Origin of the sequence: Micromonospora sp. CB01531 (assembly GCF_001905095.1) — a bacterium.
Lineage (GTDB): Bacteria > Actinomycetota > Actinomycetes > Mycobacteriales > Micromonosporaceae > Micromonospora.
The window spans coordinates 102,552-125,908 of sequence record NZ_LWLS01000065.1 but is presented as its reverse complement, the minus strand read 5'-3'; the positions used below and the strand labels follow the sequence as shown (position 1 = coordinate 125,908).

General features: G+C 71.6%; 20 protein-coding genes and 2 pseudogenes. 3 read left to right on the top strand and 19 right to left on the bottom strand.

All coding sequences use genetic code 11. The features are described 5' to 3' along the window. Positions 1–164: 164 nt before the first annotated feature. From A6A27_RS16170 to A6A27_RS16095, 16 genes are all read right to left on the bottom strand, one after another. Positions 165–599, bottom strand: a complete 435-nt coding sequence (locus A6A27_RS16170) for a hypothetical protein (protein WP_073835433.1) — start codon at positions 597–599, stop codon at positions 165–167. A gap of 354 nt (positions 600–953) precedes the next feature. Further along, positions 954–1,727, bottom strand: coding sequence for an SIR2 family NAD-dependent protein deacylase (locus A6A27_RS16165; RefSeq protein WP_073835432.1), 774 nt, complete (start codon positions 1,725–1,727; stop codon positions 954–956). A gap of 127 nt (positions 1,728–1,854) precedes the next feature. Continuing rightward, complete coding sequence (locus tag A6A27_RS16160; protein ID WP_073835431.1) at positions 1,855–3,462, bottom strand: glycoside hydrolase family 13 protein; 1,608 nt, start codon at positions 3,460–3,462, stop codon at positions 1,855–1,857. Then, on the bottom strand, positions 3,459–5,480 hold the full coding sequence (locus A6A27_RS16155; RefSeq protein WP_073835430.1) for a hypothetical protein: 2,022 nt from the start codon (positions 5,478–5,480) through the stop codon (positions 3,459–3,461). Before A6A27_RS16155 ends, A6A27_RS16160 begins: the two co-directional genes overlap by 4 nt. A gap of 13 nt (positions 5,481–5,493) precedes the next feature. After that, positions 5,494–6,735, bottom strand: coding sequence for a Gfo/Idh/MocA family protein (locus A6A27_RS16150; RefSeq protein WP_073835451.1), 1,242 nt, complete (start codon positions 6,733–6,735; stop codon positions 5,494–5,496). A 31-nt stretch (positions 6,736–6,766) separates the two neighbouring features. Further along, entirely contained in the window at positions 6,767–7,837 is a 1,071-nt protein-coding gene (locus A6A27_RS16145; RefSeq protein WP_198940318.1) for a glycoside hydrolase family 130 protein, read from the bottom strand. 4 nt (positions 7,838–7,841) lie between these two features. Then, the gene (locus A6A27_RS16140; RefSeq protein WP_083672636.1) at positions 7,842–8,747 is read right to left on the bottom strand and encodes a carbohydrate ABC transporter permease; all 906 of its coding nucleotides are present in this window, start codon (positions 8,745–8,747) and stop codon (positions 7,842–7,844) included. Further along, entirely contained in the window at positions 8,747–9,673 is a 927-nt protein-coding gene (locus A6A27_RS16135) for a carbohydrate ABC transporter permease (RefSeq protein WP_073835429.1), read from the bottom strand. The genes A6A27_RS16140 and A6A27_RS16135 overlap by 1 nt, the downstream gene beginning before the upstream one ends. Further along, positions 9,673–10,956: an extracellular solute-binding protein gene (locus A6A27_RS16130; protein ID WP_073835428.1), complete on the bottom strand. Its 1,284-nt coding sequence runs from the start codon at positions 10,954–10,956 to the stop codon at positions 9,673–9,675. The genes A6A27_RS16135 and A6A27_RS16130 overlap by 1 nt, the downstream gene beginning before the upstream one ends. Positions 10,957–11,024: 68 nt before the next feature. Beyond that, positions 11,025–12,065 carry a LacI family DNA-binding transcriptional regulator gene (locus tag A6A27_RS16125; RefSeq protein ID WP_073835448.1) on the bottom strand — a complete coding sequence of 347 codons (1,041 nt, stop codon included), beginning with the start codon at positions 12,063–12,065 and terminating at the stop codon, positions 11,025–11,027. Positions 12,066–12,233: 168 nt separating this feature from the next. Then, positions 12,234–12,911 (bottom strand): DedA family protein, encoded by a 678-nt coding sequence (locus A6A27_RS16120; protein WP_073835447.1) that lies wholly within the window; start codon positions 12,909–12,911, stop codon positions 12,234–12,236. 31 nt (positions 12,912–12,942) lie between these two features. Next, a complete protein-coding gene (locus tag A6A27_RS16115; RefSeq protein ID WP_073835427.1) occupies positions 12,943–13,491 on the bottom strand; it encodes a phosphatase PAP2 family protein in 549 nt (182 codons plus the stop codon). 103 nt (positions 13,492–13,594) lie between these two features. Then, positions 13,595–15,007, bottom strand: coding sequence for a sensor histidine kinase (locus tag A6A27_RS16110; protein WP_073835426.1), 1,413 nt, complete (start codon positions 15,005–15,007; stop codon positions 13,595–13,597). Between the two features lie 61 nt (positions 15,008–15,068). Then, positions 15,069–15,746 (bottom strand): response regulator transcription factor, encoded by a 678-nt coding sequence (locus tag A6A27_RS16105; RefSeq protein ID WP_073835446.1) that lies wholly within the window; start codon positions 15,744–15,746, stop codon positions 15,069–15,071. A gap of 122 nt (positions 15,747–15,868) precedes the next feature. Beyond that, positions 15,869–16,735 carry a COG4705 family protein gene (locus tag A6A27_RS16100; RefSeq protein WP_241825278.1) on the bottom strand — a complete coding sequence of 289 codons (867 nt, stop codon included), beginning with the start codon at positions 16,733–16,735 and terminating at the stop codon, positions 15,869–15,871. 7 nt (positions 16,736–16,742) lie between these two features. Further along, positions 16,743–17,285 (bottom strand): hypothetical protein, encoded by a 543-nt coding sequence (locus A6A27_RS16095; RefSeq protein ID WP_073835444.1) that lies wholly within the window; start codon positions 17,283–17,285, stop codon positions 16,743–16,745. Positions 17,286–17,449: 164 nt separating this feature from the next. Between A6A27_RS16095 and A6A27_RS42195 the strand changes: the two are divergent. The 3 genes and pseudogenes from A6A27_RS42195 to tnpB form a co-directional block, all read left to right on the top strand. Then, positions 17,450–17,772 (top strand): annotated as a pseudogene (locus tag A6A27_RS42195) (nitroreductase family protein); the annotation flags it as partial. A gap of 47 nt (positions 17,773–17,819) precedes the next feature. Then, positions 17,820–18,396: pseudogene (locus tag A6A27_RS16085) on the top strand (IS607 family transposase). Beyond that, positions 18,393–19,850, top strand: a complete 1,458-nt coding sequence (gene tnpB / locus A6A27_RS16080; protein ID WP_073835424.1) for an IS607 family element RNA-guided endonuclease TnpB — start codon at positions 18,393–18,395, stop codon at positions 19,848–19,850. The pseudogene A6A27_RS16085 and the gene tnpB overlap by 4 nt, the downstream one beginning before the upstream one ends. A 67-nt stretch (positions 19,851–19,917) precedes the next feature. Here the strand turns inward: tnpB and A6A27_RS16075 are convergent, their stop codons facing one another. The 3 genes from A6A27_RS16075 to A6A27_RS16065 all read right to left on the bottom strand — a co-directional run bounded on the left by A6A27_RS16075 (position 19,918) and on the right by A6A27_RS16065 (position 23,347). Continuing rightward, on the bottom strand, positions 19,918–20,961 hold the full coding sequence (locus A6A27_RS16075) for a LacI family DNA-binding transcriptional regulator (RefSeq protein ID WP_073835423.1): 1,044 nt from the start codon (positions 20,959–20,961) through the stop codon (positions 19,918–19,920). 83 nt (positions 20,962–21,044) lie between these two features. After that, on the bottom strand, positions 21,045–22,478 hold the full coding sequence (locus A6A27_RS16070; RefSeq protein WP_073835422.1) for a GH1 family beta-glucosidase: 1,434 nt from the start codon (positions 22,476–22,478) through the stop codon (positions 21,045–21,047). Beyond that, entirely contained in the window at positions 22,475–23,347 is an 873-nt protein-coding gene (locus tag A6A27_RS16065; protein ID WP_073835443.1) for a carbohydrate ABC transporter permease, read from the bottom strand. The genes A6A27_RS16070 and A6A27_RS16065 overlap by 4 nt, the downstream gene beginning before the upstream one ends. Between the last annotated feature and the right edge of the window lie 10 nt (positions 23,348–23,357).

Sequence of the window (23,357 nt, the reverse complement as noted above, 5' to 3'; positions counted from 1 at the left end):
CCCAACGGAGTCCTTCAGGGCCGAGAAGCTGACCTTCCGCCGTTGCACGGCGATCGTGGCGAGCACCCCGAGGCCACTCGCGCCGCCGAACAGTCCGAGCGTCGAGATCAGAACCTGCGCCCAGTAGGGAGAGCTGGGCGTCTGCGCAATGATCATGTCTTCGCCTACGGCCACGGTTCGATGCCGGCTTGATGCATGCGGATGATCCAGCGCAGCGACCGCACGATCTCCATCGAGCGCAGCCACGAGCCGATCGCCACCGCGCCGACGAACGAGGCGGCCACCACCGCCTGCGCGCCGGCGACCACCAGGACCGCGACGACGTACATCGCGGCGATCGCGCCCAGCATCAGCACCGCGGCGAGCTCGATGCCGAGCCCGGTGCCGAGCTGCCCCGGCCAGAACATGCCGAGCAGCCCCGCGACGCCGACCACGATCAGGCCGAACTCCCAGCAGACCCGGATGGCCTCGGGCATCGCCACCTCCACCGACTGCGGCCGGACGCGCAGCACGACCAACAGGACGCCACACACCGGCGCGGTGACCAGGACGGCAAGCTCGTAGACCCGCTGGCTGGTCCGTTCATGGATGCTTCCCACGGGTGTGCTCCTCTCCTGCGGGCGCGCGCCCAGGGTCGACGCCCGGAAGCTGATGGAACCCGAAGCCGGCACACACCCGACGACGCCGTCGGCGCGGCATCGAACACGCGGCCGGGATGCCGCCAACGGCATGCCGGCAGCTTGAGCCCGTGGAAGCGACACCATCCGGTCGCGCATGCCGGCCGAGCCGCTCGATCGACTGCCGCTCCCCACCGCATGAATCAAACATATGCCCAGGTCAGAGTTACATTGGCGGGCTACCGAGGCGGGACGATCACTACCGCGCTCACCGCTGCAGCTGTCGGATTGTCGACAGTGTCCGCAACGGGCCGGATCGTCGCGCACCGGGAGGTGTCACGCCGGGTCGGTGCCGCCCCACACCGCTTCCACCAGGGCCGGAAGCACCCGGGCGGCCGGGCCGCGCAGGTTCACGTCGGCCACCGCATCCAACGGCGTCTCCTCCGGGTTGACCTGGATCACCGCGGCGCCGAAGCGGGCCGCCACCTGGGGGATCTCCGCAGCCGGATACACCAGACCGGAGGTGCCCACGGTCAGCAGCAGATCGCAGGAGGACGTCGCCTCGACCGCGGCGGCCAACGCCTCCTGCGGCAACGCCTCACCGAACCACACCACGCCGGGCCGCACGGGCGCCGAGCAGTGCGCGCATCGGGGCGGCGGCACCCGCCGCCCCTCCGCCGGCTCCTCCTCGGCCGGCACCGGCGCCGGGTGGGCGCAGGCCACGCAGCGCGGCGCGAACAGACTGCCGTGCAGGTGGACCGGCGCCGGCGAGCCCGCCCGTTCGTGCAGGTCGTCGACGTTCTGGGTGACGAGGGCGCCGTCCGGGACACGGGCCTCGATCGCGGCCACGGCCAGGTGCCCCGGGTTCGGCCGGGCCCGCCCGACGATGCTGCGCCGCCATTCATACCATCCCCAGACCAGCGCCGGATCGTCGCGGAACGCCTGCGACGTGGCGAGCGCCTGGGCGTCGAACCGCTGCCACAGTCCGGTGAGGGCGTCGCGGAAGGTCGGCACCCCGCTCTCGGCCGACATGCCCGCACCGGTGAAGATCACGACCCGCCGGGCCTGTCCCAGCAACGCCACCGCCTCGCGTGGCACCAGCTGTCCCATCGGGTCGTCTCCTTCCCTTCCCTGCCGGCGCGGTCCGACAGTCACACCCCCGACTGCCACGGCACCCCGTCGCCCGCCATCATGGCGGACGGTTGTGGCGGGCTCATCGCCGGCGGGGCGGCGCGGGTCAAGCGGGAACGAACCAGACGGCGGCGTCCGGCGGCAGCAGGAGGGACCGGCAGGCCGGTGGGACCGGCGCGCTCGCCAGCAGCACCCGGTCGACTCCGGTAAGCGGCGCCGCCCGGTCGCCGACGTTGACCGCGCAGCCGAACCCGTCGCCGCGCCGGAACGCCAACACGTCCGACCCGGTGTCCCACCACGTCAGCTCGTCGGCCGCGCCGTCGCTCAACGCTCGGCGCAACCGGATCGCCGACCGGTAGAGCGCCAGCGTGGACTCAGGGTCGGCGGTCTGCCGCTGCACGCTCAAGGCACCCCAGCCGTCGGGCTGCGGCAGCCACGGCGGGTCGGCGCCGTCGGGCGAGAAGCCGTACGTGCCGTCGTCGACCGTCCACGGGATCGGCACCCGCGAGCCGTCCCGCCCGCGTAGGGTCCGCCCGGAGCGTTCCCACAGCGGATCGCGCAGCGCCTCGTCGGGCAGGTCCACCTGCGGCAACCCCAGCTCCTCGCCCTGGTAGACGTAGGCGGCGCCGGGCAACGCCAGCATCAGCAGGGCGGCGGCCCGGGCCCGCCGCAGCCCCCGCTCTCCCCCGCCGTAACGGGTGAGGGTCCGGACCGCGTCGTGGCTGTTCAGCACCCAGGCCGGGAGGGCACCGACCCGGCGGTACGCCTCGAGCGTGCGCCCGATCGTGTCCCGCAGCGCCGGGGCCGACCAGTCGCACTCCAGCAACTCGAAGGTGAACGCCTGGTGCAGCTCGTCCGGGCGGACGTAGCGGGCCTGCCGGTCGGCGTCGAAGAGGCACACCTCGCCGATCAGCGCCCGCTCCCCCGGCATGGCGTCGACCATGGCCCGCCACTGCCGGTACAACGTGTGCAGCGGCGCCTGGTCGAAGAACGGCATGAGGTGGTTGCGGCGGAACTCGGTGTGCTGACCGGCGCCGGCGTCGACCAGATCCGGGTGCTTGAACAGGGCATGTGCCATGTCGATACGCAGCCCGTCCACGCCCCGGTCGAGCCACCACCGGACGATGTCCGCGTACTCCGCCGGCACCTGCGGGTCGTCCCAGTTCAGGTCGGGTTGCTCGGGGCTGAACAGGTGCAGGTACCACTCGTCGGGCCCGCCGTCCGGGCTCGGCACCCGCCGCCAGGCGCTCCCGCCGAACGCCGACCGCCAGTCGTTGGGTGGCCGGTCTGGGTGGTCCTTGTCCACGGGGTGGAAGACGTACCGGCGGCGGGCGGCGCTGCTCGGCGGTGCGGCGAGCGCCGCCCGGAACCAGGGATGCCGGTCTGAGGTGTGGTTGGGTACCAGGTCGCAGACGACCCGCAGGCCGAGCCGGTGCGCCTCGGCCACGAGCGCGTCGAGGTCGGCGAGACTGCCGAAGAGCGGGTCGACGTCGCGATGGTCCACGATGTCGTACCCGCCGTCGACCATCGGTGACGGGTAGAACGGGGTGAGCCAGACGGCGTCCACGCCGAGGGAGGCCAGGTGGGGCAGGCGGGCGGTCACCCCGGGCAGGTCACCGGTCCCGTCTCCGTTGGAGTCGGCGAAGCTGCGGACGTACACCTGGTAGCAGACACCGCCGCGCCACCATGGCCGCCCCGGCGTGGACCGGGTCACCGACGGACCAGGGTGAAACCACCGGACAGGACCGTGACCCGCAATTGGGTGGCGGAGCTGGTGTGCCGCGAGCGGAGTTCGCCGGCCGCGTCGTACACCTCCACAGTGGCCACTCCGGTGCCGCCGGCGGTGACCTCCACGGTCCGGGCGGTCCGGGCGGCGCTGCGCAGCAGCGTCGTGCGGTGCCCGTCGCCGGCCAGGGTGAGTCGGGAGACCAGCGGTTCCAGCAGGACCGCGTCAACGGCGGCCGGGCCTGCGGCGGTGGCCTGCGCGGTCAGTTCGGTGGCGTCGGCGGCGAGTTCGCGGGGCAGGGTGACCGGCAGCAGCGCGCCCGGCGCCGGGGAGTTGCCCTGGGCGCCGACCCGGGCGTGGTCGACCTCGCCGAGCGGTCCCGCGTCGCTGCCCCAGACGGTCCGGGCCGGCACGCCGGGGCGCAGGTCCACCACCGGCAGCACCAGCCGGGGCTGGTCGGCCGGTGGGAGCTGCCAGCGCAGCCCAGCCCCGGCAGGCAGCTCGACGTAGCTGCCGCTGATCAGCGATTCCCCGGTCCACGCCGACGGCGGGCTGACCACGGTGGCGCCGCCCTGGAGAGAGGCGTCCTCGGCCTCCAGGGTCAGCGTGCCGACCCGTTCGACGATCTCGGTGCGGCGGGCGAGGGCGGCCAGTTCCGGCCGGGCGTCCAGGGCGAGCATGCTGAGCAGGGTGTGGATGGTGGACTCGGCGCCGGAGTTCCGGTTGACCTGCCCGTCGCCGTTGATGCCGTCGATCGCCCGGCCGGTGTGCGGGTCGTAGCCGGGCGTCCCGGCCGGGTTGGCGCCGAACCACCAGGCGGCGGTCAGGGCGGCGAGCTGGGCGAAGCCGGACCGTCCGGTGGCGTCGGCGACGGCGAGCAGCGACTGCACCCGCGAGTCGACGCCGTAGGCGATCTGGGTGCGGTCGGTGCGGGTTGGCAGCCGGCCGTTGTCCGGGCCGCCGGAGGTGAGCAGCCACGGGGTGAACACGGCGGCGTCGGTGACGGCGGGGCCGAGCAGGGCCCGGTCGCCGAGGGCCTGCGCGGCCCGGGCGAGCGCGGCGGGCATCTGCGCACCCCAGCCGTGCCAGACCGAGCGGGACAGCGCCCAGGGACGCACCGCACCGAACGGCCATTCCCGCACGTCACCGCCGGCGAGTGCGGCGATGCCCTCGGCGAGTTGGCGCAGCGCCCGGCGGGCGGTGGCGCCACCGCCGGCGTCGACGTAGGCGGCGAGTCCGAGGACCGCTTCGGCGGTGGCGTCCGCGCCGTCGACGATCAGCCAGGCCGGGGTACGTTCCCCGTCGATGACCTGCCACTGCCGGTAGCGGACGAGCACCTGGCGTTGCACGGCGGCGACGGCCAGGTCGAGGCGGGTCCGCAGGAAACCGGCAAAGTCCGGGTCGGTGTCGCGGAACGCCGCGTACCCCTCGCCGAGCGCCCAGATGGTCCGGGCCAGCCAGTACGACGCGTCGCTGTCGGACGGGTCGGGCAGCTCCTTAGGCTCGGCGCTCGGGTTGAGCGTGCCGTCCGGCTGCATCCACAGCATCACGTTGCCGGCGTACGGGCCGTCGGCGGTCTGCAGGTAGGTCAGGCCGCGCAGCAGCTGGTAGGCGGCGTCCCGGCTGGCGGCGGCCCCGGTCAGTCGCCAGTGCCGCAGGTAGACCACGGCGGCGCGGGAGATGTCGTCGGCGTTGTACGCCCCCTGCCCCCAGGTGTCGCGGTCCGGGTCGTACGCGCCGCCGCCGACCCGGCGGAAGGCGCCGTCCGGCCCGGGTTCGGCGTAGGTCCAGAGCGCACCGACCGCGGGGGTGTCGGCGAGCCGGTAGGTGGTGTGTCCGGGCTGCTGCGGCGGCGTGACGTCCTGCCGGAGGAAGTCCAGGTGGGCGAGGTTGGTCAGCGGGGTCGTGCTCGGCGCGCCGGCGGGGCGGGCGGCGCCGGCCGGGGTGGCGGCCAGCAGTGGGGTGGTGGCGGCGAGGCCGCCCAGCAGCAGCGATCGGCGTTTCACTTGATCTCCTCGGTCAGGACGGGCAGGCGGTGGTCGGCGGTCCGAGATGGACGGTGCGGTCCTCGCGGGCGGAGCGGGCGGCCGCGGCGGCGACGGTGACCGCCGTGGCGCCTTCCGTGATTCCGGCGGCGGGCCGGCCGCCAGTGCGGACGCAGCGCACCAGGTCGTGCATGGCGGCGCGCACGCTCTCGGCGTAGACGTACGGTTTGGCGGCCTCGCCGCCGAGGTCGAGGGTGATCCGGCAGTGGTGCGGCAACTGCCGCTGCCGGCCCCGTTCCCGGGCGGCGGCCGGGCCGGCCTGCCGGTGCACCGCCACCCTGACGGCCGGGTCCCGCAACCGGTGGCCGTCGACGGCGAGCAGTTCCTCGGCCCGGGCCGGCAGGTGCTCGACCAGCGCCGCGCCGGCGTCGTCGGTCCAGAGGTCGATGGCGGCGTGGACGGGGATCCAGCCGGTCACCCGGGCTTCGGCGGTTCCGAAGTCGATCCGCATCAGTTGTCGCTCGCAGCGGTGGGCGTGGCTGAAGCCGTGCGCGAAGGTCGCCACCGCGCCGTCCGGGTAGCGGGTGGTGGCGACCGCCAGGTCGACCAGGTCGCCGCCGGGGCGGTGGCCGAGCATGCCCTGCACCGACTGTGGGGTTGCGCCGACGAGGGCGTCGGCCGCGTCGAAGAAGTGCACCCCGTGCTCGACGAAGATCCCGCCGCTGACCCGCTCGTCCCAGAACCAGTGCTCCGGGCCGAGGTCCTCGTCGCTGGCGTCGTTCTCGAAGGCGAGCCGCCGGACCGGACCGAGCAGCGGGTCGGACCGGTTGCCGGGCGGCGCGGCGAACCGGGGGTCGCGCAGCCGGGCCAGCGCCCGCAGCACGGGGTTGTAGCGCAGCACGTGGTCGACGACCAGGACGGGGCCGGTGGCGGCGACCGCGTCCCGGATGGCGAGGGCCTCGTCCTCGCTGGTGGCCAGGGGTTTCTCGGAGAAGACGTGCCGGCCGGCGCGCAGCGCGGCAAGGGTGGTCTCCGCGTGCCCGGCCGGCGGGGTGGCCACTACCACGACGTCCACGTCGTCGGCGGTGACCAGCGCCCGCCAGTCCGGCACGGGCCGGGCGCCCAGGTTCGCGGCCAGCCGCCCGGCCCGGTCGGTGTCCGGGTCCGCGACCACGGTCACCGTCACGTCCGGCAGGTCCCGCAGGGCGCCGGTGAGGAAGGTGGCGAAGCCGCCGGCCCCGACGAGGCCGAGGCGCAGCGCGGCCGGGCCGGTCACCGGACCCGCCCCGCCGGCACCACCAACCCGGTCACCGGACACGGTCGAGCCGGGCGACGCCGATCTTGGCGTCGGCCATGCCGTAGAAGACGTACGGAACCCCGTCCACCTCCTCGATCGCGGTCGGGAAGACCACGTTCGGGACGGTGCCGGAGCGCTCGTCCTCGGTCTCGGGCACCAGGATCGGCTCGGCGGTCCGGGCCAGCACCCGGCCCGGGTCGGCCGGGTCGAGCAGCATCGCGCCGGCCGCGTACTCGACCTGCTGGGTGCTGGGGTCGAAGGTGTCGGGGATGTGGCCGGTCACCCCGTGGTGGATGAGCAGCCAGCCCTCGTCGACCCGCACCGGCGGCGGGCCGGCGCCGATCTTCAGCTCCTCGTAAGGGAACTCGGACAGGGCGACGCAGCGGTGGTCGCGGAGCCGCACCAGCGCCCGGAGGTCGGCGTGCACCTCCTCGGCGGGCACGTAGGAGATCCAGATGCCGGGCCGCTCGTCGGTGATCCCGGCCGGCAGGTGCACCCCCTCACCGGGCCGGAACCAGCCCAGGTCCCACATCGGCCGGTGCAGCATCGCGTAGCAGGGGCGGCCGTCCGGGCCGGGCACCGGCTCGGGGAAGAAGACCGCGTCCTTGTTCGGAAACAGGTTCAGGTCGGTGTCCAGGCCCGGCTGGTACGCGAACTGCACCGGACCGAGCCGGCGCCAGGTTTGCAGGTCGGTGGAGACCGCCAGGGCCAGGCGCGGGCCCAGCGGGCCGTAGGCGACGTAGGTCATCAGGTGCCGGCCGAGGCCCGGCACCCAGGTGGTGTGCGGATCCTCGACGCCGGCGTTGTTCAACCCGCGCTCCCAGCCCTCGTCGGGGGCGAGGACCACGCCGCGCCGGAGCACCCCGGCCGGTACGCCGTCGCGGAACTCGACCTCGGCGAACCCGACCCGGGAGACGTTGCCCTCGGCGACCAGCCGCGGCAACAGGTGAAGCTTCCCGTCCGGGGTACGTCCGCTGGCAGGGTTGAGCACCCCCTCGGCTTCCAGCGGCTCCCCCGGTTCGGGCGCCATGACGACGCCCAGCCGGGTGAGGGTGTACGGGACGGCGGTGGAGACAGTCAACGATTCAACCCTTTACGCCAGATCCGATGTTGGTCGAGGTGAAGTGCCGTTGGAAGGCGACGAACAGCGCCACCGCCGGGGCGGCGAGGACGCAGGGGCCGGCCAGGATCGCCCCGTACGGGTTGGCGGTCCGCGCGGCGACGTTGGTCATGTAATTGGCGAGCGACACGGCCAGCGGCTGCATGTCGGCCTGCTTGGTGATCAGGAACGGCCAGAGGAACTCGTTCCACGGCCCGATGAACGTCAGGAGCACAGCGGTCAGCAGTGCCGGGCGGACCAGCGGCAGGGCGATCGACCACAGGATGCGGACCTCACCCGCGCCGTCGGTCCGGGCTGCGGCGAACAGGTCGTCGGGCAGTTGCAGGAAGAACTGCCGGAAGACGAAGACCGCCGTGGTGTTGATGGCGTACGGCAGGATCATGCCGAGATACGAGTCGGCCAGGCCGTAGCTGCGCACGATGAGCACATAGAGCGGGATCAGCAGCAGTTGGAAGGGCACCACCTGGACCAGCAGCACCAGGCCGAACAGCGCGCCCCGTCCGCGGAAGCTGAGCCGGGCCAGGGCGTAGCCGGCAAGCACGCCGAAGACCACCGTGGCGAGGATGACGCCGCCGGTGAAGATGCCGGAGTTGACCAGCGACTGGAGCAGGTCGATGCGCTCGTTGATGTCGCGGTAGTTGCCGAGGGTGAGGTCGGCCGACGGAAGGGCGCCGGCCGGTGAGGTGTCCGGCTCGGCCTGCAGCGAACCGATGAGCATGTAGTAGAAGGGGAAGCGGAACGCCACCGCGCCGGCGGCGAGCAGGATCGGCCGCAGCACGGTCCAGCCGCGGCCGGAACCCCGTCCGCCGGTCTGGGGTTTGCCACGCCTCTCGACGGGACGCGGCGCGATGTCTGGCACGACGCGTGTCATCAGGGCCTCTCCAGGATCCGCCGGTTGATCAGCGAGACGACGACGACCCCGATCACGAGGAGTACGCCGATGGCAGCCGCGACATCGGGCTGCGCCTGCTCGATGCCGCGCTGGTACATCAGCAGCACCGGCGACGCGGACGCGCCGTTCGGCCCGCCGCCGCCGGTGAGCAGGTACGGCTCGGTGAACAGGTTCGCGCCGGTGATGGTCGCCACGATCACGACGAGCGTGGTGGCGGGGCGGACCGCCGGCACGGTCACCGAACGGAACCGCTGCCATCGGCTGGCCCCGTCCACCGCCGCTGATTCGTACAGTTCGTTCGGCACGTTCTGCAGCGCGGCCAGGTAGAGCAGGATGAAGAAGCCGAGCTGCTTCCAGGCGACGTAGACCGCGACGGTCGGCATCGCCAGGTGCTCGCTGACCAGCCAGGACGGGTCCGGCGCCAGCGGACCGAGGAGCTTGTTGACCAGGCCGCCGGAGTTGAACAGGAACAGCCACACGCCCACCACCGCGACGCTCGCGGTCACGTACGGCACGTAGTAGGCCACCCGGAGGAAGGTGCGTCCGCGGATGGCGCCGTTGAGCGCGTTCGCCAGCAGCAGCGCCAGGACGGTGGTGAGCGGCACGTTGATCAGGAGGAACACGATGATGTTCCCGAACGCCTGCCGGACGGCCGGATCACCGAGGACGGCGGTGTAGTTCGCCAGCCCGACGAACGGGCGGTCGACCGGCACGCCCGGTGCGGTGAAGAAGTAGTCGTGGAAGCTGATCCACACCGCGAACCCGAACGGGTAGGCGAACACCAGCGCGAGGAACACCGCATACGGCGCGACGAGAACCGCGCCGACCGGGTGGCGACCGAGAACGGCCGCCACCCAGCGCCGCGGGCCGCGCCGGGAGACTTCCCGACTGAGCGGCCCGGACATCAGGACTGCCCGGCCAGCCCGGTGGCCTTCTTCGCGGCCTCGGAGAACGCATCCGGCAGCGGCCGCTTTCCGAAGATGACCGACTCGGAGTACGCGTCGCGGAAGGTCTGCCAGATCGTGATGGAGTTGGCCACGTTCGGCACCTCGACGGTGCGTCCGGCCTGGTCGGCGAAGCTCTTGTAGGCCGGGTTCTTCGTGAAGTAGTCCGGGTAGGTCGACGGCAGGTCCGCCCGCAGCGGCATCTGACCGGTGGCCTCCAGCAGGGCGCCGTCCTGCTCCTTGCTGGTGGCGAACTTCAGCACCTCCCACCCGGTGGCGCGGTTCTTGCACGCCGAGTACATGGCGGCGTTCTTGGCGTCGCTGAAGGTCTTGACCTCGCCCGCGGGCTTGCCGGTGGAGGTCGGCACCGGGGCCGCCCCCCACTTCACCTTCTCGCCGTACACCGCGATCGCCCACGGGCCGACGATGGCCATCGCGGCCTTGCCGTCGGCGAACGAGTCGCCGTTGTACTTCTCCTTCGGCGCGAGACCCTCGTCGTAGAGCTTCTTCCAGAACTCCGCGACCCGCAGCCCTTCGGGCGAGTCGAACTGGGCCTTGCCGTTCTCGACCAGCTGCTTGCCGCCGGTCTCCGCGGCGAACAGCGGGTAGTAGTCGAACCACGACTGGAAGAACTCGCTGCTCGGGGCCGGGTAGATCGCGGCCGGCGCGGCGCCGGACGACTTGATCTTACGGGCGGTGGCGAGGAACTCGTCGTACGTGGACAGCGGAGGCTTCTCCTGGTCGACGCCGGCCTTCGCGAGGATCTCCTTGTTGTAGAAGATCATCACGGGGTTGGACTTCCAGGGCATCTGGTAGAACTTGCCGTCGGCGGACTTGTACTGGTCGGCCGCGGCACCCGTGCGCTGCTTGATGTAGTCGGCGGCACCGTCGAAGCTGTCGAGCGCCACGAGCCCGCCCTGCTTCTGGAACTGCGGCACGGCGGCCGGGGCGGTGTTGAAGATCAGGCAGGGCGCGTTGCCGGCGGTGATCGCGGCGCCGATGACCTCCTCGGAGGACTTGCCGGCGGGGATCTCCTGGGCGGTGATCTTCTGGTCGGCGTGCTGGCCGTTCCACGCCTCGACCATGGCCTTACCCCAGGCCAGCTCCTCCTTGTTGTTCGACAGCCAGATGGTGATGGGCCCCTTGGCCGAGGAGTCGGCCTTGGTGCCGGAGCCGCCGTCACCGCAGGCCGCGGTGAGGCCGAGGGAGAGGACGAGGAATGCGGCGGGGACGGTACGTCTCATATCGGTCTCCGATCTCGACTGCCGTGACGCGGAGCTGACCAGGCCGAGGCGATGCCCGGACGGCGTGGTCACGGTGCTTGGTGTGGTGTGGGTGGTGGTGCAGCCGTGGAGGCGCGGACGACGAGCTGCGCGGGAGGCATCTCGACGTCCGGGCCGCCGGTGCCGTCGATGAGATCGAGCAAGGTACGGGCGGCGACGCCGCCCCAGCCGGACGGATCGGTCCGGACACTGGTCAGGGCCGGGCTGATGTGGGCGGCCAGTTCCGTGTCGTCGAAGCCGGTGACGGAGAGCTGGCCGGGTACGTCGAGGCCGCGTTCCCGGGCCACCGCCATGCCGGCCATCGCCATCACGTCGTTGGCGTAGATGATCGCGGTCGGCGGGTCGGTCAGGTCGAGCAGGTGCTGGGTGGCCCGAGCCCCACCGGCCGCCGAGAAGTCGGAGGGCACACAGGGACCGGGAGGCAACCCGGCATCCCGGAGCGCGTCCTCCCAGGCGTCCCGCCGTGCGGAACCGTGCAGGAAGTGTTCCGGACCGGCGACGTGGGCGACGTGCCGATGCCCCAGCTCGACCAGGTGCCGTACGGCGGCGGCGATCCCCGGCCGGTCGTCGACGAGCACCGCCGGGAACGGGCTGGCCACGTCGGGACGGCCGAGGGTGACGGCGGGCAGCCGCAGCTCCTCCAGCAGGGCGATCCGCGGATCGGCGATCCGCAGGTCCAGCAGGAACACCCCGTCCACCCGCCCGTCGGCGGCCAGCCGCCGGTAGCCATCCTCCTCCGCCCGTTGGCTGGTGACGACCTGGAGGACCAGCGCCTGGTTCCGCTCGGCGAGGACGCGTTCCACGCCGGCGATGAAGGCGGGGAAGAACGGGTCGGCGCCGAGCAGCTCCGGCGGACGGGCGAGCACCAGGCCGACCGCGAACGCCCGGGAGGTGGACAGCGCCCGGGCGCGGTGGCTCGGCGTCCAGCCCAGCTCCTTCGCCACCGCCAGGATGCGCTGGCGGGTCTCCTCGGCCACCCCGGGCCGGCCGTTGAGGGCGAAGGACACCGCGCCCTTGGAGACTCCCGCGGCACGGGCGACGTCGGTGATCGTCGGTCGACGTTGGGCCACCAACTCGGCCTCCCTCCCGTACCTGCAGGTCCTGGAGCGACCAATCGGCCGCTAAACCGGTTTGGGAGATGCTAGACCGGTTTAGCGAACGGATCAATGGCTGGCTCCATTAGGGCTGGAGGGAGCGGCCCGGGTTCCGGACCAACGCGCGGCGACCGGGGCCCTTGGTCAGGCCTTCGGCACCCTCGCCGTGTCCACAGGATCAACCTGGGCGGCCCGGCGGCGCGACCGCAGCAGTTGGATGCCGATGGGCAGGACGGAGACCACGACGATGCCGATGAGGATGATCTCGATGTTGGACTTGACGAAGGCGATCTGGCCGAGGAAGTAGCCGAGGACGGTGACGCCCACTCCCCACAGCGTTTCGCCGATGACGTTGAAGATCAGGAACGTGCGGTAGTGCATGCGGGAGACGCCGGCGATGATCGGGGTGAAGGTACGCACGATAGGCACGAACCGGGCCAGCACGATCGAGCGGGCCCCGTAGCGGGCGAAGAACTGGTTGGCCCGCTGCACGTTCTCCTGCTTGAACAGCCGCGAGTTGGGGCGGCGGAACAGAGCCGGGCCGACCCGCTTGCCGAACAGGTAGCCCACCTGGTCACCGGCGATGGCGGCCACGGCCACCAGCAGGCAGAGCAACCACAGCGGCTGGTGCAGGTAACGACCGTCGGCGACGAGCAGCCCGGCGGTGAACAGCAGCGAATCGCCCGGCAGGAAGAACCCGATCAGCAGCCCGGACTCGGCGAACACGATGGCCAGAATGCCGATCAGTCCGAAGGTGGAGATCAGCCATTCCGGGTTGAGGACGGTGGGACCCGCAGCGAGGAGCGGCTGGGGCGATGGCACGGACACCTCCAAGACGGCGGGAACCTGCGGGCTACTGGCCGACGGTCGGGCGCGAACTCCGCTGCCGCGCCCACCGGTCGTACGCCCGACCACCGGTGTGCACGACGGCGACGGCGGCGGCGGCGATGAACACCCCGGCGAGGATGTCCGCCGGATAGTGCACCCCCGCCCAGACACGTGCGAATCCGATGATGGTGGCCAACACCGTCAGCGCTACCCCCCACCGCCGGGACAGAAACGCCCCCACCGCGAACGCCACCGCGAATGCCGCCGTCGCGTGGTCGCTGGGCAGCGACGGCCCCGCGGCGTGCGGAATCAACTGGTGCACCGAATGGGTCTGGAACGGTCGCACCTCGGTACTGACGGCGGCGACGACCTGCCCGACCACGAACGCCACCGCGAGCGCCCCCGCGACCCGCACGACGGCGGCTGGTCGGGACCGCACGCTACACAGCACGGGGACCGCCGCCACGACGCCGAGGACGAAGATCAGCCACATCGCCGCCCACTCGAAGATGTCATCGACCGGGTCGCTGCGCCCGGCGGCGGCGTTGATCAGCTCGAACAGGTGGTAGTTCATCCCCCGACCACACTTCCTGGTCGACCCGGCTCCCCCGTACGGCCGGCTGCCGCCAGCCTGCCCGCCAGCACCTGAGAAGAGCCTGAAACGGACGACGGCAGGGTCAGTGCGACCGGGTGCCGCAGCTGAGCGGCAGGAGGATGCGGACCCTCAGGCCCGGTCCGGGCACGACCTGCACGGTGCCGCCGTGCGCGGCGATGATCTCCCTGGTGATCGGCAGTCCGAGGCCACTCCCGCCGTCGGCGCGGGCCCGGCTGTCGTCCAGCCGGACGAACCGGTCAAAGATGCGCTCCCACTGGTCTTCGGGGACACCCGGCCCGTCGTCACCGACCTCCACGCAACCCCACCCGTCCCGTACCGAAACGTGCAGCGCCACCTGGGAGCGCGCGTGCCGGGCGGCGTTGTCGGTCAGGTTTCGCAGCGCCCGGCTGAGGTCGTGCGCGTCGCCACTGACCCGTACCGGAGCGAGGTGGGCACGGACGGTCAGGTCGGGCCGGCGGGCGGCGATCCGGCTCCGCTCGGTATAGGCCAGGTCGTCCAGATCGACGTCGTCATGGCCCCCGGTGGCGCCCAGCTCGTCGATGCGCGCGAGCAGCAGGAGATCGGACACGAGGCGGCCGAGGCGCTCCGACTCGAGGCGCAGCAGCCCGATCAACTCCTCGGTGGTGGCGGTCCGCGGGCTCAGCGCCAGCCGGTCCAGGCCGGCCTGCAAGGTGGCCAGCGGGCTGCGCAGTTCGTGGCTGGCGTCGGCCACGAACCGCCGCTGGCTCGCCGCCGCCGTGTCCAGCCGGTCGAGCATGCTGTTCATCGTCTCGGCGAGCGCCGCCACCTCATCGTGCGCCGTCGGCACCGGAACCCGGGCATGCAGGTCACGAGCGGTGATGCCGGCGACCCGGCGACGGATCGCCTCGACCGCGTGCAGCGACCGCCCGACGAACAGGAACACCGCCGCGCCGACCACGAGCAGCATCGGTGGCAGTCCGGCGATCAGGATGGCGGCGACCGCCTCGGTGCTCTCGTTCACCGGCCGCAGCGACTGTGCCACCAGCACGGTCTGCGTGCCGGAGCCGACGGCGACCCCTTCGGCGACCACCCGGTACGGGTCCTCGTCGGCGAACGGCAGCAGCCGCTGCTCGCGCAGCACCTCGCCGGGGCGGGGGCGTAGCGGAGACAGCGGCGCGGCGCCGCCGAGCGCGGCCGAGGCGGCCTCAACCCGACCGGAGGGGCCGAGGACCTGCACCAGGGTCTGCTCCCCCGGGCTGGGCCTCAACGTCTGGGCAATCGCCGCCTGGTCGCCGGCCGCCACCGCCGAGGCGACCTCGGCCGCCCGCTGCCGGGCGGCGGCGTCAACGTTGCCGACCAGGTCCATGCGGGCCAGGTAGACGAAGGCCGCCGCGCCGACGGCAAAGGCAAACGCCACCACCACGGCGGCGGCCAACGCCGAGCGCAGGCGCACCCCCAGGCGCCTGCGCACCCACCGGACCAGGTCCCTGAACGACCCGCGCCTGCCCGCCATTTCCGCAGCGTAGGCACCGCCGGCGGGAGAAGGCCCGGAGAAGCCAGTAGTGCGCTTTCCGTCAGCCGCCATCGGCCGCCAACCGGTACCCCATCCCCCGCTCGGTCTGGATGGCCGACCGGCCGAACGGCTGGTCGATCTTGCGGCGCAGGTAGCCGATGTACACCTCGACGATGTTGGGATCGCCGTCGAAGTGGGCATCCCAGACGTTCTCGATGATCTGGGTCTTGGACACCACATCCCCGCGATGGCGCATGAGGAACTCCAGCAAGGCGAACTCGCGCGCGGTGACCCGGACCGGCTGCCCGGCCCGGGCGACCAGCCGCCGCGCGGGATCCAGCGTCAGATCACCGGCGGCCAGGACCACCGGGCGAGCGGGGGCACCCCGGCGGACCAGGGCGCGGAGCCGGGCCACCAGCACCACGAAGGAGAACGGTTTGGTCAGGTAGTCGTCGGCGCCGAGGTCGAGGGCGTCGGCCTGGTCGTACTCGCCCTCCTTCGCGGTCAGCATCAGCACCGGCGTCCACACGCCGCGCGACCGCAACTGGCGGCACACCTCATAGCCGCTGAGACCGGGCAGCATAATGTCGAGCACGACCACGTCGTAGGCGTTCTCGCTGGCCGCCCAGAGCCCGTCCGGGCCGGTGTGCTGCACATCGACGGCGAGCCCCTCCTCGACCAGCCCCGCGCGGATCACCTCCGCCAGAGCGGTCTCGTCCTCGACCACCAGCACCCGCACCAGTTCGGCTCCCATCCTGTCTCCAGACCCGCGGCTCCCCCTCGGGCCGACGTCGCCGTACCGCCCGACGGCACCACCGGGCGACGCCGGCCCCGGGCATGGTGGGGGCAGCGACGCCGCGGTCACCGCCGCGCTGCCAGATCCCTCTCGTCGCGTGTGACGAGCGGGAGCGACGCATCCCGCCTCGTCACGCCCAGGTAGCCGACCAGGACAACGATCGTCGCCAGGAACAGACCGCTGGTGATCACGGGGCCGATGCCGAGGCCACCTTCGTCACGCCCCTGCGAGAGGTAGTCACCGAGCGACGCACCGAGCGGGCGAGTCAGCACGTAGGCGATCCAGAACGCCAAAATCGGGTTCAGCCACGACCCAGCGTACGTCGCCCCGACCACGGCGATCAGCGCGGCGAAGATCAACCCGGAGCGCCAGTAGCCCAGGTCGAACCCCTCGGACAACAGATCGCCGGCCGCCGTGCCGAGCGCGAAGGTGAACAGGATCGCCGCCCAGTAGAAGCCCTCTCGGCGGGCGGTGACAATCGAGTGGATCGACAGAGTGCCCTCACTGCGGTACCAGATCCCGAAGGTGGCGGCGAGGGCCACGGCGAACACCGCCGTGCTCACCTCAAGCGGGACGCCGAGACTGTCGGTCAGATTGTCCGTGATCAGCGTGCCGACGATGCTGACCAGCACCACCGCCAGCCAGTAGATCCCCGCCACGTACCGCCGGACCCGGAACTGCCAGACGAGCACCGCGGCCAGCGCGACGGCCATGACCAGCGTGGTGCCGGTCAGGCCGAAGTGAAGGTTGACGTTGAGAAAGTCCGCCGCCGTCTCGCCCACCGTGGTCGAGAGGACCTTGATGATCCAGAAGTAGACCGTAACCTCGGGGACCTTGTTGAGCATCTGTCGCATTTGCGGTGATTTGCCAAGGGTCATGCCCGCAAACTCCCACGCCCACGCTGAGAGCAGGCTGAACTGGGCAACCGGCACGGACCGGTCAGCGGGGCGACACCCGCGCTCGGAACAGCGCCATGACCGCGTAGCCGAGAAGCAGCAGGCCGACGCCGGTGCCGACGACCGGCCCCACCAGCGCGGACGAGCCGAACCCGACGAACAGACCGACCAGCGCCACGAGGCACACCGCGAGGCCGAGCGGCCGGAGCAGGCGATCGCGCAGCACCGGCGCCAGCGGCAGGAAATGCAGGCCGACGACGGCGCTGACGAGCACCGGAATGAACGCCGACCAACCCGCCAGCCCGAGCAGCCAGGCACCGAGCCCGGCCAGGGCGAACTCCACGCCGACGATGAGCAGGTAGCGCCGGTCGGCGGCCCGGTCTCGCGGCGGCGCACCGGCATCGCGACCACCGGCACCGGCGACGACAGCGCCGAGGACCGCGGTCAGCAGGGCCGCCACACTGCCCAGGAGCAGCACCGTGTGCAGCGGCGGCTCCGCCTTCGGCACGCTGAACCAGAGGGCCGCGAAGACGCCGAGGTACAGCGCGGTCAGCCCCGCCTGCCGACGGGTTCCCGTTCGTGTCATCATCCCGTCCCCGCAGATCGCTTCACCGCCCGACCACCCGATCGACGGCTTCATGATCATATGGTGCCTCACCAGCGTCTCGGTCATGAGGTGGCGCGACCCGAGCAGCCGCTGGCCCCGACGGAGTGGGGCCGCGTCGGGCCGGCTGAGCAACTAGGTTGCTAATGGATTTTCAGGATGTTGTCCGGCGGCGACGCATGGTGCGCAGCTACGACCCGGACCGGCGGGTACCCCCGACGTCGTCGAGCGCATCGTCCACAACGCGCTGCGGGCGCCGTCGGCAGGTTTCTCTCAGGGCTGGGGCTTCCTGGTGCTCGACAATCCGGCCGACATCGCGAGGTTCCGGGACGCCGCACGACCCGAGGAGGGCACCGAGAACTGGTTCGCGGCGCGGGTCGAGTCCCCGCTGCTGATCGTTCCCCACTCGAACACGGACGCCTACCTGGACCGCTACGCCCAGCCCGACAAGGGGGTTGGCGACAGCTCGGGATTTTATGGGCAATCATAGTCGAACATTCACATGTATCGTGGGGTGTGAAGCTGCCAGACTGGGCACGCGAGCAGGGCGTGACCTATCAGACCGCCTGGTGGTGGGTGAAGGACGGCAAGATGCCCGTTCCTGTCCGTCAGGCGCCGTCTGGTACGTGGATCGTGGAAGAGGTGCGGTCCGCGGCCGGTCGCGTGGTCGCCTACTGCCGCGTGTTCTCCTGGGATCAGAAGGGTGACCTGGACCGCCAGACGGTGCGGGTTGTGGAGGGGGCCAAATGCTCAGGGTCTGGCCGTGGCGGAGATCGTGACTGAGATCGGCTCCGGCCTGAACGGCGAGCGCCGCAAGCTGCATCGTCTCCTCGCCGACCCGACTGCGGTGGTGATCGTGGTCGAGCACAAGGACCGGCTGGCCTGGTTCGGTGTGGAGCACCTGCAAGCCGCGCTCGCTGCGACCGGGCGTCGCCTGGTGGTTCTGGACCCGGAGGAATCCACGAACGACCTGGTCGAGGACATGGCCGACGTGTTGACGTCGATGTGTGCCCGGCTGTACGGGCAGCGGGCGGGGAAGATCCGTGCCGCCCGTGCTCTGGCCGCCGTGACCGGCGAGGAGCCGTTGGTGTGAAGAAGTTCGAGCCGCGGCCCGGTTTCGTGGTCCAGGCGTTTCGTTTCGCGTTGGATCCGAACGTCACGCAGGAGCAGCGGCTGCGGTCGCACTGTGGTGCGGCTCGCGCCGCCTACAACTGGGCTGTCTCGTGGGTGATGGCGTCGTGGTGGCAGCGCAAGGCGGAGGCCTCGTACGGCATCGCCGAGGAGGAGTTGACGCCGTGGCGGCCGTGGTCGCTGCTGGCGTTGCGGAAGGTGTTCAACGAGGTCAAGAAGACCGACCCGCGTTTCGCCGGCTGGTGGCAGGAGAACTCCAAGGAGGCGTACAGCACAGGTTTGGCGAACGCGGCGGCGGCGTTCGACAACTACGCCACGTCCAAGCGCGGGCAGCGTGAGGGCAAGCGGGTGGGCATGCCCCGGCCCAAGTCCAAGCACACCGCCCGGCTGGCTTGCCGGTTCACTACCGGCGCCATCCGCGTGGAGCCGGACCGGCGGCATGTCACGTTGCCGCGGCTGGGGACGATCCGCACCCACGAGTCCACCCGCAAGCTGCAACGCCGTATCGCAGGCGGCACCGCCCGCATCCTGTCCGCCACGGTCCGCTTCGAGCGAGGCAGGTGGTTCGTCTCCTTCCAGGTCGAGATCCAGCGCGCCACCAACCGGACTCCGGCACGTCCGGATGCGGCGGCGGGTGTGGACCTGGGCGTGAAATGCCTCGCGGTGATCGCCGAGAGCCAGGGCAGAGTGCGGTTCGTGCCGAACCCGGCGTACTACGACGGCGCGGTCAAGCAACTCAAACGGCTGTCCCGGCGGGTCTCCCGCCGTCAGGGGCCGGACCGGCGCACCGGGCAGAAGCCGTCCAGGCGGTGGCTCGCCGCGAACACCGAACGCAACCGCGTGCACCATCGGGTGGCGAATCTACGCGCCGACGCCCTACACAAACTCACCACCGACATCACCGCCGAGTACGGCACCGTCGTGGTCGAAGACCTCAACGTGGCCGGCATGCTCCGCAACCGACGCCTCGCCCGCAAGATCGCCGACGCCGGCTTCGCGGAGATCCGCCGGCAGGTGGAGTACAAAACCGCATGGAACGGCGGCCGGCGGATAGTAGCCAACCGCTGGTATCCCTCCAGCAAAACCTGCTCGGCCTGCAGCACGGTGAAAGCCAAGCTGCCACTGCACGTCCGAGTGTTCACCTGCGACGCCTGCGACCTGGTTATCGACCGGGACGAGAACGCAGCCCGCAACCTCGCCGCCCTCGCGACGGCAGCAACAACGGGTACCGGAGTGGCCGGAGACCCGGGCGTGCAAGCGCCGAAACCGCGTGGAGCCGACCACAAGACCCGCACCACCACCCGCAGCCGCAACGCCGCGGGTGGGCGGGCAGGTGGCGAAACCCTGCCCCGCCAACGGCAGCAGGAAACGCGAGACCGTCATCAGGACACCGAAGCGCAACCCGCGCTCCGGTGACACCGTTACGGGCTCTCCCAGCCGAAAGGCTGGGATTGCTGACATCCGACTACGGAATCAGCAACGGTCAGGCGGAGGCGCGGTGGATGAGCTTGGTGTCGAGGAGGACGTGCGGGGACACCTCCTCGCCGCGGATGCGGGAGACCAGCAGGCGGGCCATCTGGCGGCCCATCTCCTCCACCGGCTGGAAGACCGTGGTCAGCGGCGGGTCGGCCTGCCGGGCGATCGGGGCGTCGTCGAAGCCGATCACCGCCACGTCCTCGGGCACCCGGCGGCCGACCTCGCGGAGCGCCCGCAGGGCGCCGAAGGCCATCAGGTCGGAGGCGACGAAGACCGCGTCCAGGTCCGGGCAGACCTCCAGCAGCCGGCGCATGCAGGCCGTGCCGCTGCCCTCGCTGAAGTCGCCGTACTCGATCAGGTCCGGGTTCACCTCGCCGCCGGCGGCCTGGACGGCCTCCCGGTAGCCGGTCAGCCGGGCCAGGCCGGCACCCATGTCCTGGGGGCCGGCGATGGTGGCGACCCGCCGCCGGCCTCGTTCGAACAGGTGCTCCACCGCCTGCCGGGCACCGCCGACGTTGTCCACGTCGACGAACCAGGCCGGCTGGGCGTTCGGGTGCAGCATCCGGGCCGGCCGGCCGCCGAGCACGGTGGGCAGGCCGCGCTCCTCCAGCAGGGTGGGCAGCGGGTCGGCGTCGTGCAGGGAGAGCAGCAGCACGCCGTCCACGTGCTGGTTGGTCAGGTGGTGCTCGACCCGTTCCCGCTCGATCTGGGACTGCGCCATGGCCAGCCAGAGCTGCATCGGGGTCTCCAGCAACGCGGAGCTGACGCCCCGGACGATGCCGGCGAAGAACGGCTCGGTGAAGACCCGATCCCCCGACTCGGAGACCACCAGCGCCACCGAGTCGGTCCGCTGGGTCACCAGCGCCCGGGCGGCGCGGTTGGGCACGTACCCCAGCTCGGCGATCGCCGCCTGGACGGCGGCCCGGGCCTCGGGGCTGACCTGGGGCGAGCCGTTGACCACGCGAGAGACCGTGCCGCGCCCCACGCCGGCGCGGGCGGCGACCGCGTCCAGGGTCGGGCGCCCGAGCGACCGCGTGCGCTGCGTTGTCATCGTCTGCACCTCCGACGTCGGACGGACCCGGCACCTGCTTGGGCGTCGGTGCCGGGCCGCCCGTTACTGGCTGGCCTTCCGCCCTATTGTGCGGCCAGGCCGTTACGTCGGATCACCTCGGCGTACCACCTGGCGCTGGACTTGGGGATCCGGGCCTGGCTGTCGTAGTCGACGTACACCATCCCGAAGCGCTTGGTGTAGCCCCAGGCCCACTCGAAGTTGTCCAGCAGCGACCAGGCGAAATACCCCTTCAGCGGCACCCCGGCGCCGATCGCGGCGTGCGCGGCGCGCAGGTGCGTGTCGAAGTACGCCAGCCGGTCCGGGTCGTCCACCCGGCCGTCGATCACCGTGTCGACGAACGCGGAGCCGTTCTCGGTGACGTACAGCGGCAGGTCGGTGTAGTCCCGGTGGACGCGTTCCAGGGTCTCGACCAGGCCCGGGGCGTCGATTTCCCAGTCCATGTCGGTCATCGGCACCCCTCGGGTGACGAACCGGACGTCCGCGCTGCCGGGCCAGCAGGACGGCGCCCGCCAGTAGGCCTCCGCCCCGGCCGCGGGGACCGGTGCGGCGACCACGTACCGGCTGTAGTAGTTGACGCCCACCATGTCCAGCGGCGCCGAGATGATCCCCAGGTCGCCGTCGCGCACGTGCCCGAAGTCGGTGACCTGGCGCAGGTCGGCCTGCAGGTCCGCCGGGTAGGCCCCGCGCAGCACCGGGTCGAGGAAGAACCGGTTGGCCAGCCCGTCGATGCGGCGGGCGGCGTCGGTGTCCGCGGGCGAGTCGGTGGCCGGGGTCACCGGGTAGAGGTTGAGCGTGATGCCGAGCTGCGCCTCCGGCCGGGCCGCCCGCACCGCCTGGACGGCCAGCCCGTGCCCGAGCATGAGGTGGTGCCCGGCCCGGACCGCGTCCGACCCGTTCGAGCGGCCGGGCGCGTGCAGGCCGGAGCCGTAGCCGAGGAACGCCGAGCACCACGGCTCGTTGAGGGTGGTGAAGTATCGCACCCGGTCGCCGAGGGCGTCGGCGACGAGCCGGGTGTAGTCGGCGAACCGGCCGGCGGTGTCGCGGGCCGGCCAGCCGCCGGCGTCCTCCAGTGGCTGGGGCAGGTCCCAGTGGTAGAGGGTGAGCCACGGCTCGATGCCGTGGGCCAGCAACTCGTCGACCAGCCGCCGGTAGAAGTCCAGTCCCGCCTGGTTGGCCGGTCCGGTACCGCCCGGCTGGACCCGCGGCCAGGAGATCGAGAAACGGTACGACTTCAGGCCCAGGTCGGCCATCAGCCGTACGTCCGCGGGCATCCGGTGGTAGTGGTCGCAGGCCACGTCACCGGTGTGCCCGGCCACCGTCCGGCCCTCGGTGTGGCTGAAGGTGTCCCAGATCGACGGGGTCCGGCCGCCCTCGGCCGCCGCCCCCTCGATCTGGTACGCCGCGGTCGCCGCACCCCACAGGAAGCCGGGCGGGAAGGTGCGTTCCGGACCCTGGTCGAGGATCCCGACGGCGGGTGGGCTGGCTGGGTTACTCACGACTTGACGGCGCCTTCCATGATTCCGCCGATGATCTGGCGGCCGAAGATGATGAACACGGCCAACAGCGGCAGGGTCGCGAGCGCGGTGCCGGCGAACAGGGCCACGTAGTCCGTCTGGTACGGCCCGGACGAGAGGATCTTCAGGGAGTATTGCACCGTCGGGGTGTCCGGGGTGAGCACGATGAACGGCCAGAGGAACTCGTTCCAGGTCTGCATGAAGGTCAGCAGGCCGAGCACCGCCGCCGCCGGCCGCAGCGCGGGCAGCACCACGTTCCAGTAGATCCGCCAGGTGGAGCAGCCGTCGAGCCGGGCCGCCTCGATCAGCTCGTCGCTGATCGCGGCCATCGCGTACTGGCGCATCATGAACACCCCGAAGCCCTGCACCAGGAACGGCACGATGACCGCCTGCAGGGTGCCCGTCCACCCGAGATCCACCATCATCAGGTAGAGCGGGATGACGCCGAGCTGGGTCGGCACCATCATGGTCAGGATGATGAGCAGCAGCAGCGCGTTGCTGCCGCGGAACCTGAGCTTCGCGAAGGCGAAGCCGGCCAGGCTGGAGAAGAAGATCACCGAGATGGTGACCACGCTCGACACGACGGCCGAGTTGACCAGACCGTAGACGAACGAAGCGTCCTCGTTGGCGAGCATCCGGTCGATGTTGGTGAACAACTGGTCGCCGGGGCTCGGCGGCATCTCGTAGACCGCGCTGTTGTCCCGGGAGGCGATGATGAACGACCAGATGATCGGGAAGATCGACAACACGCAGCCGATGATCAGCGCTAGGTAGGTCAGCGGGCTGGCCTGCCAGAGTTGTACGCCGGGGGTGCGCCGGCGGCGTCGCGGGGCCGGCGGTGGTGGGGCCACCGACCGGGGC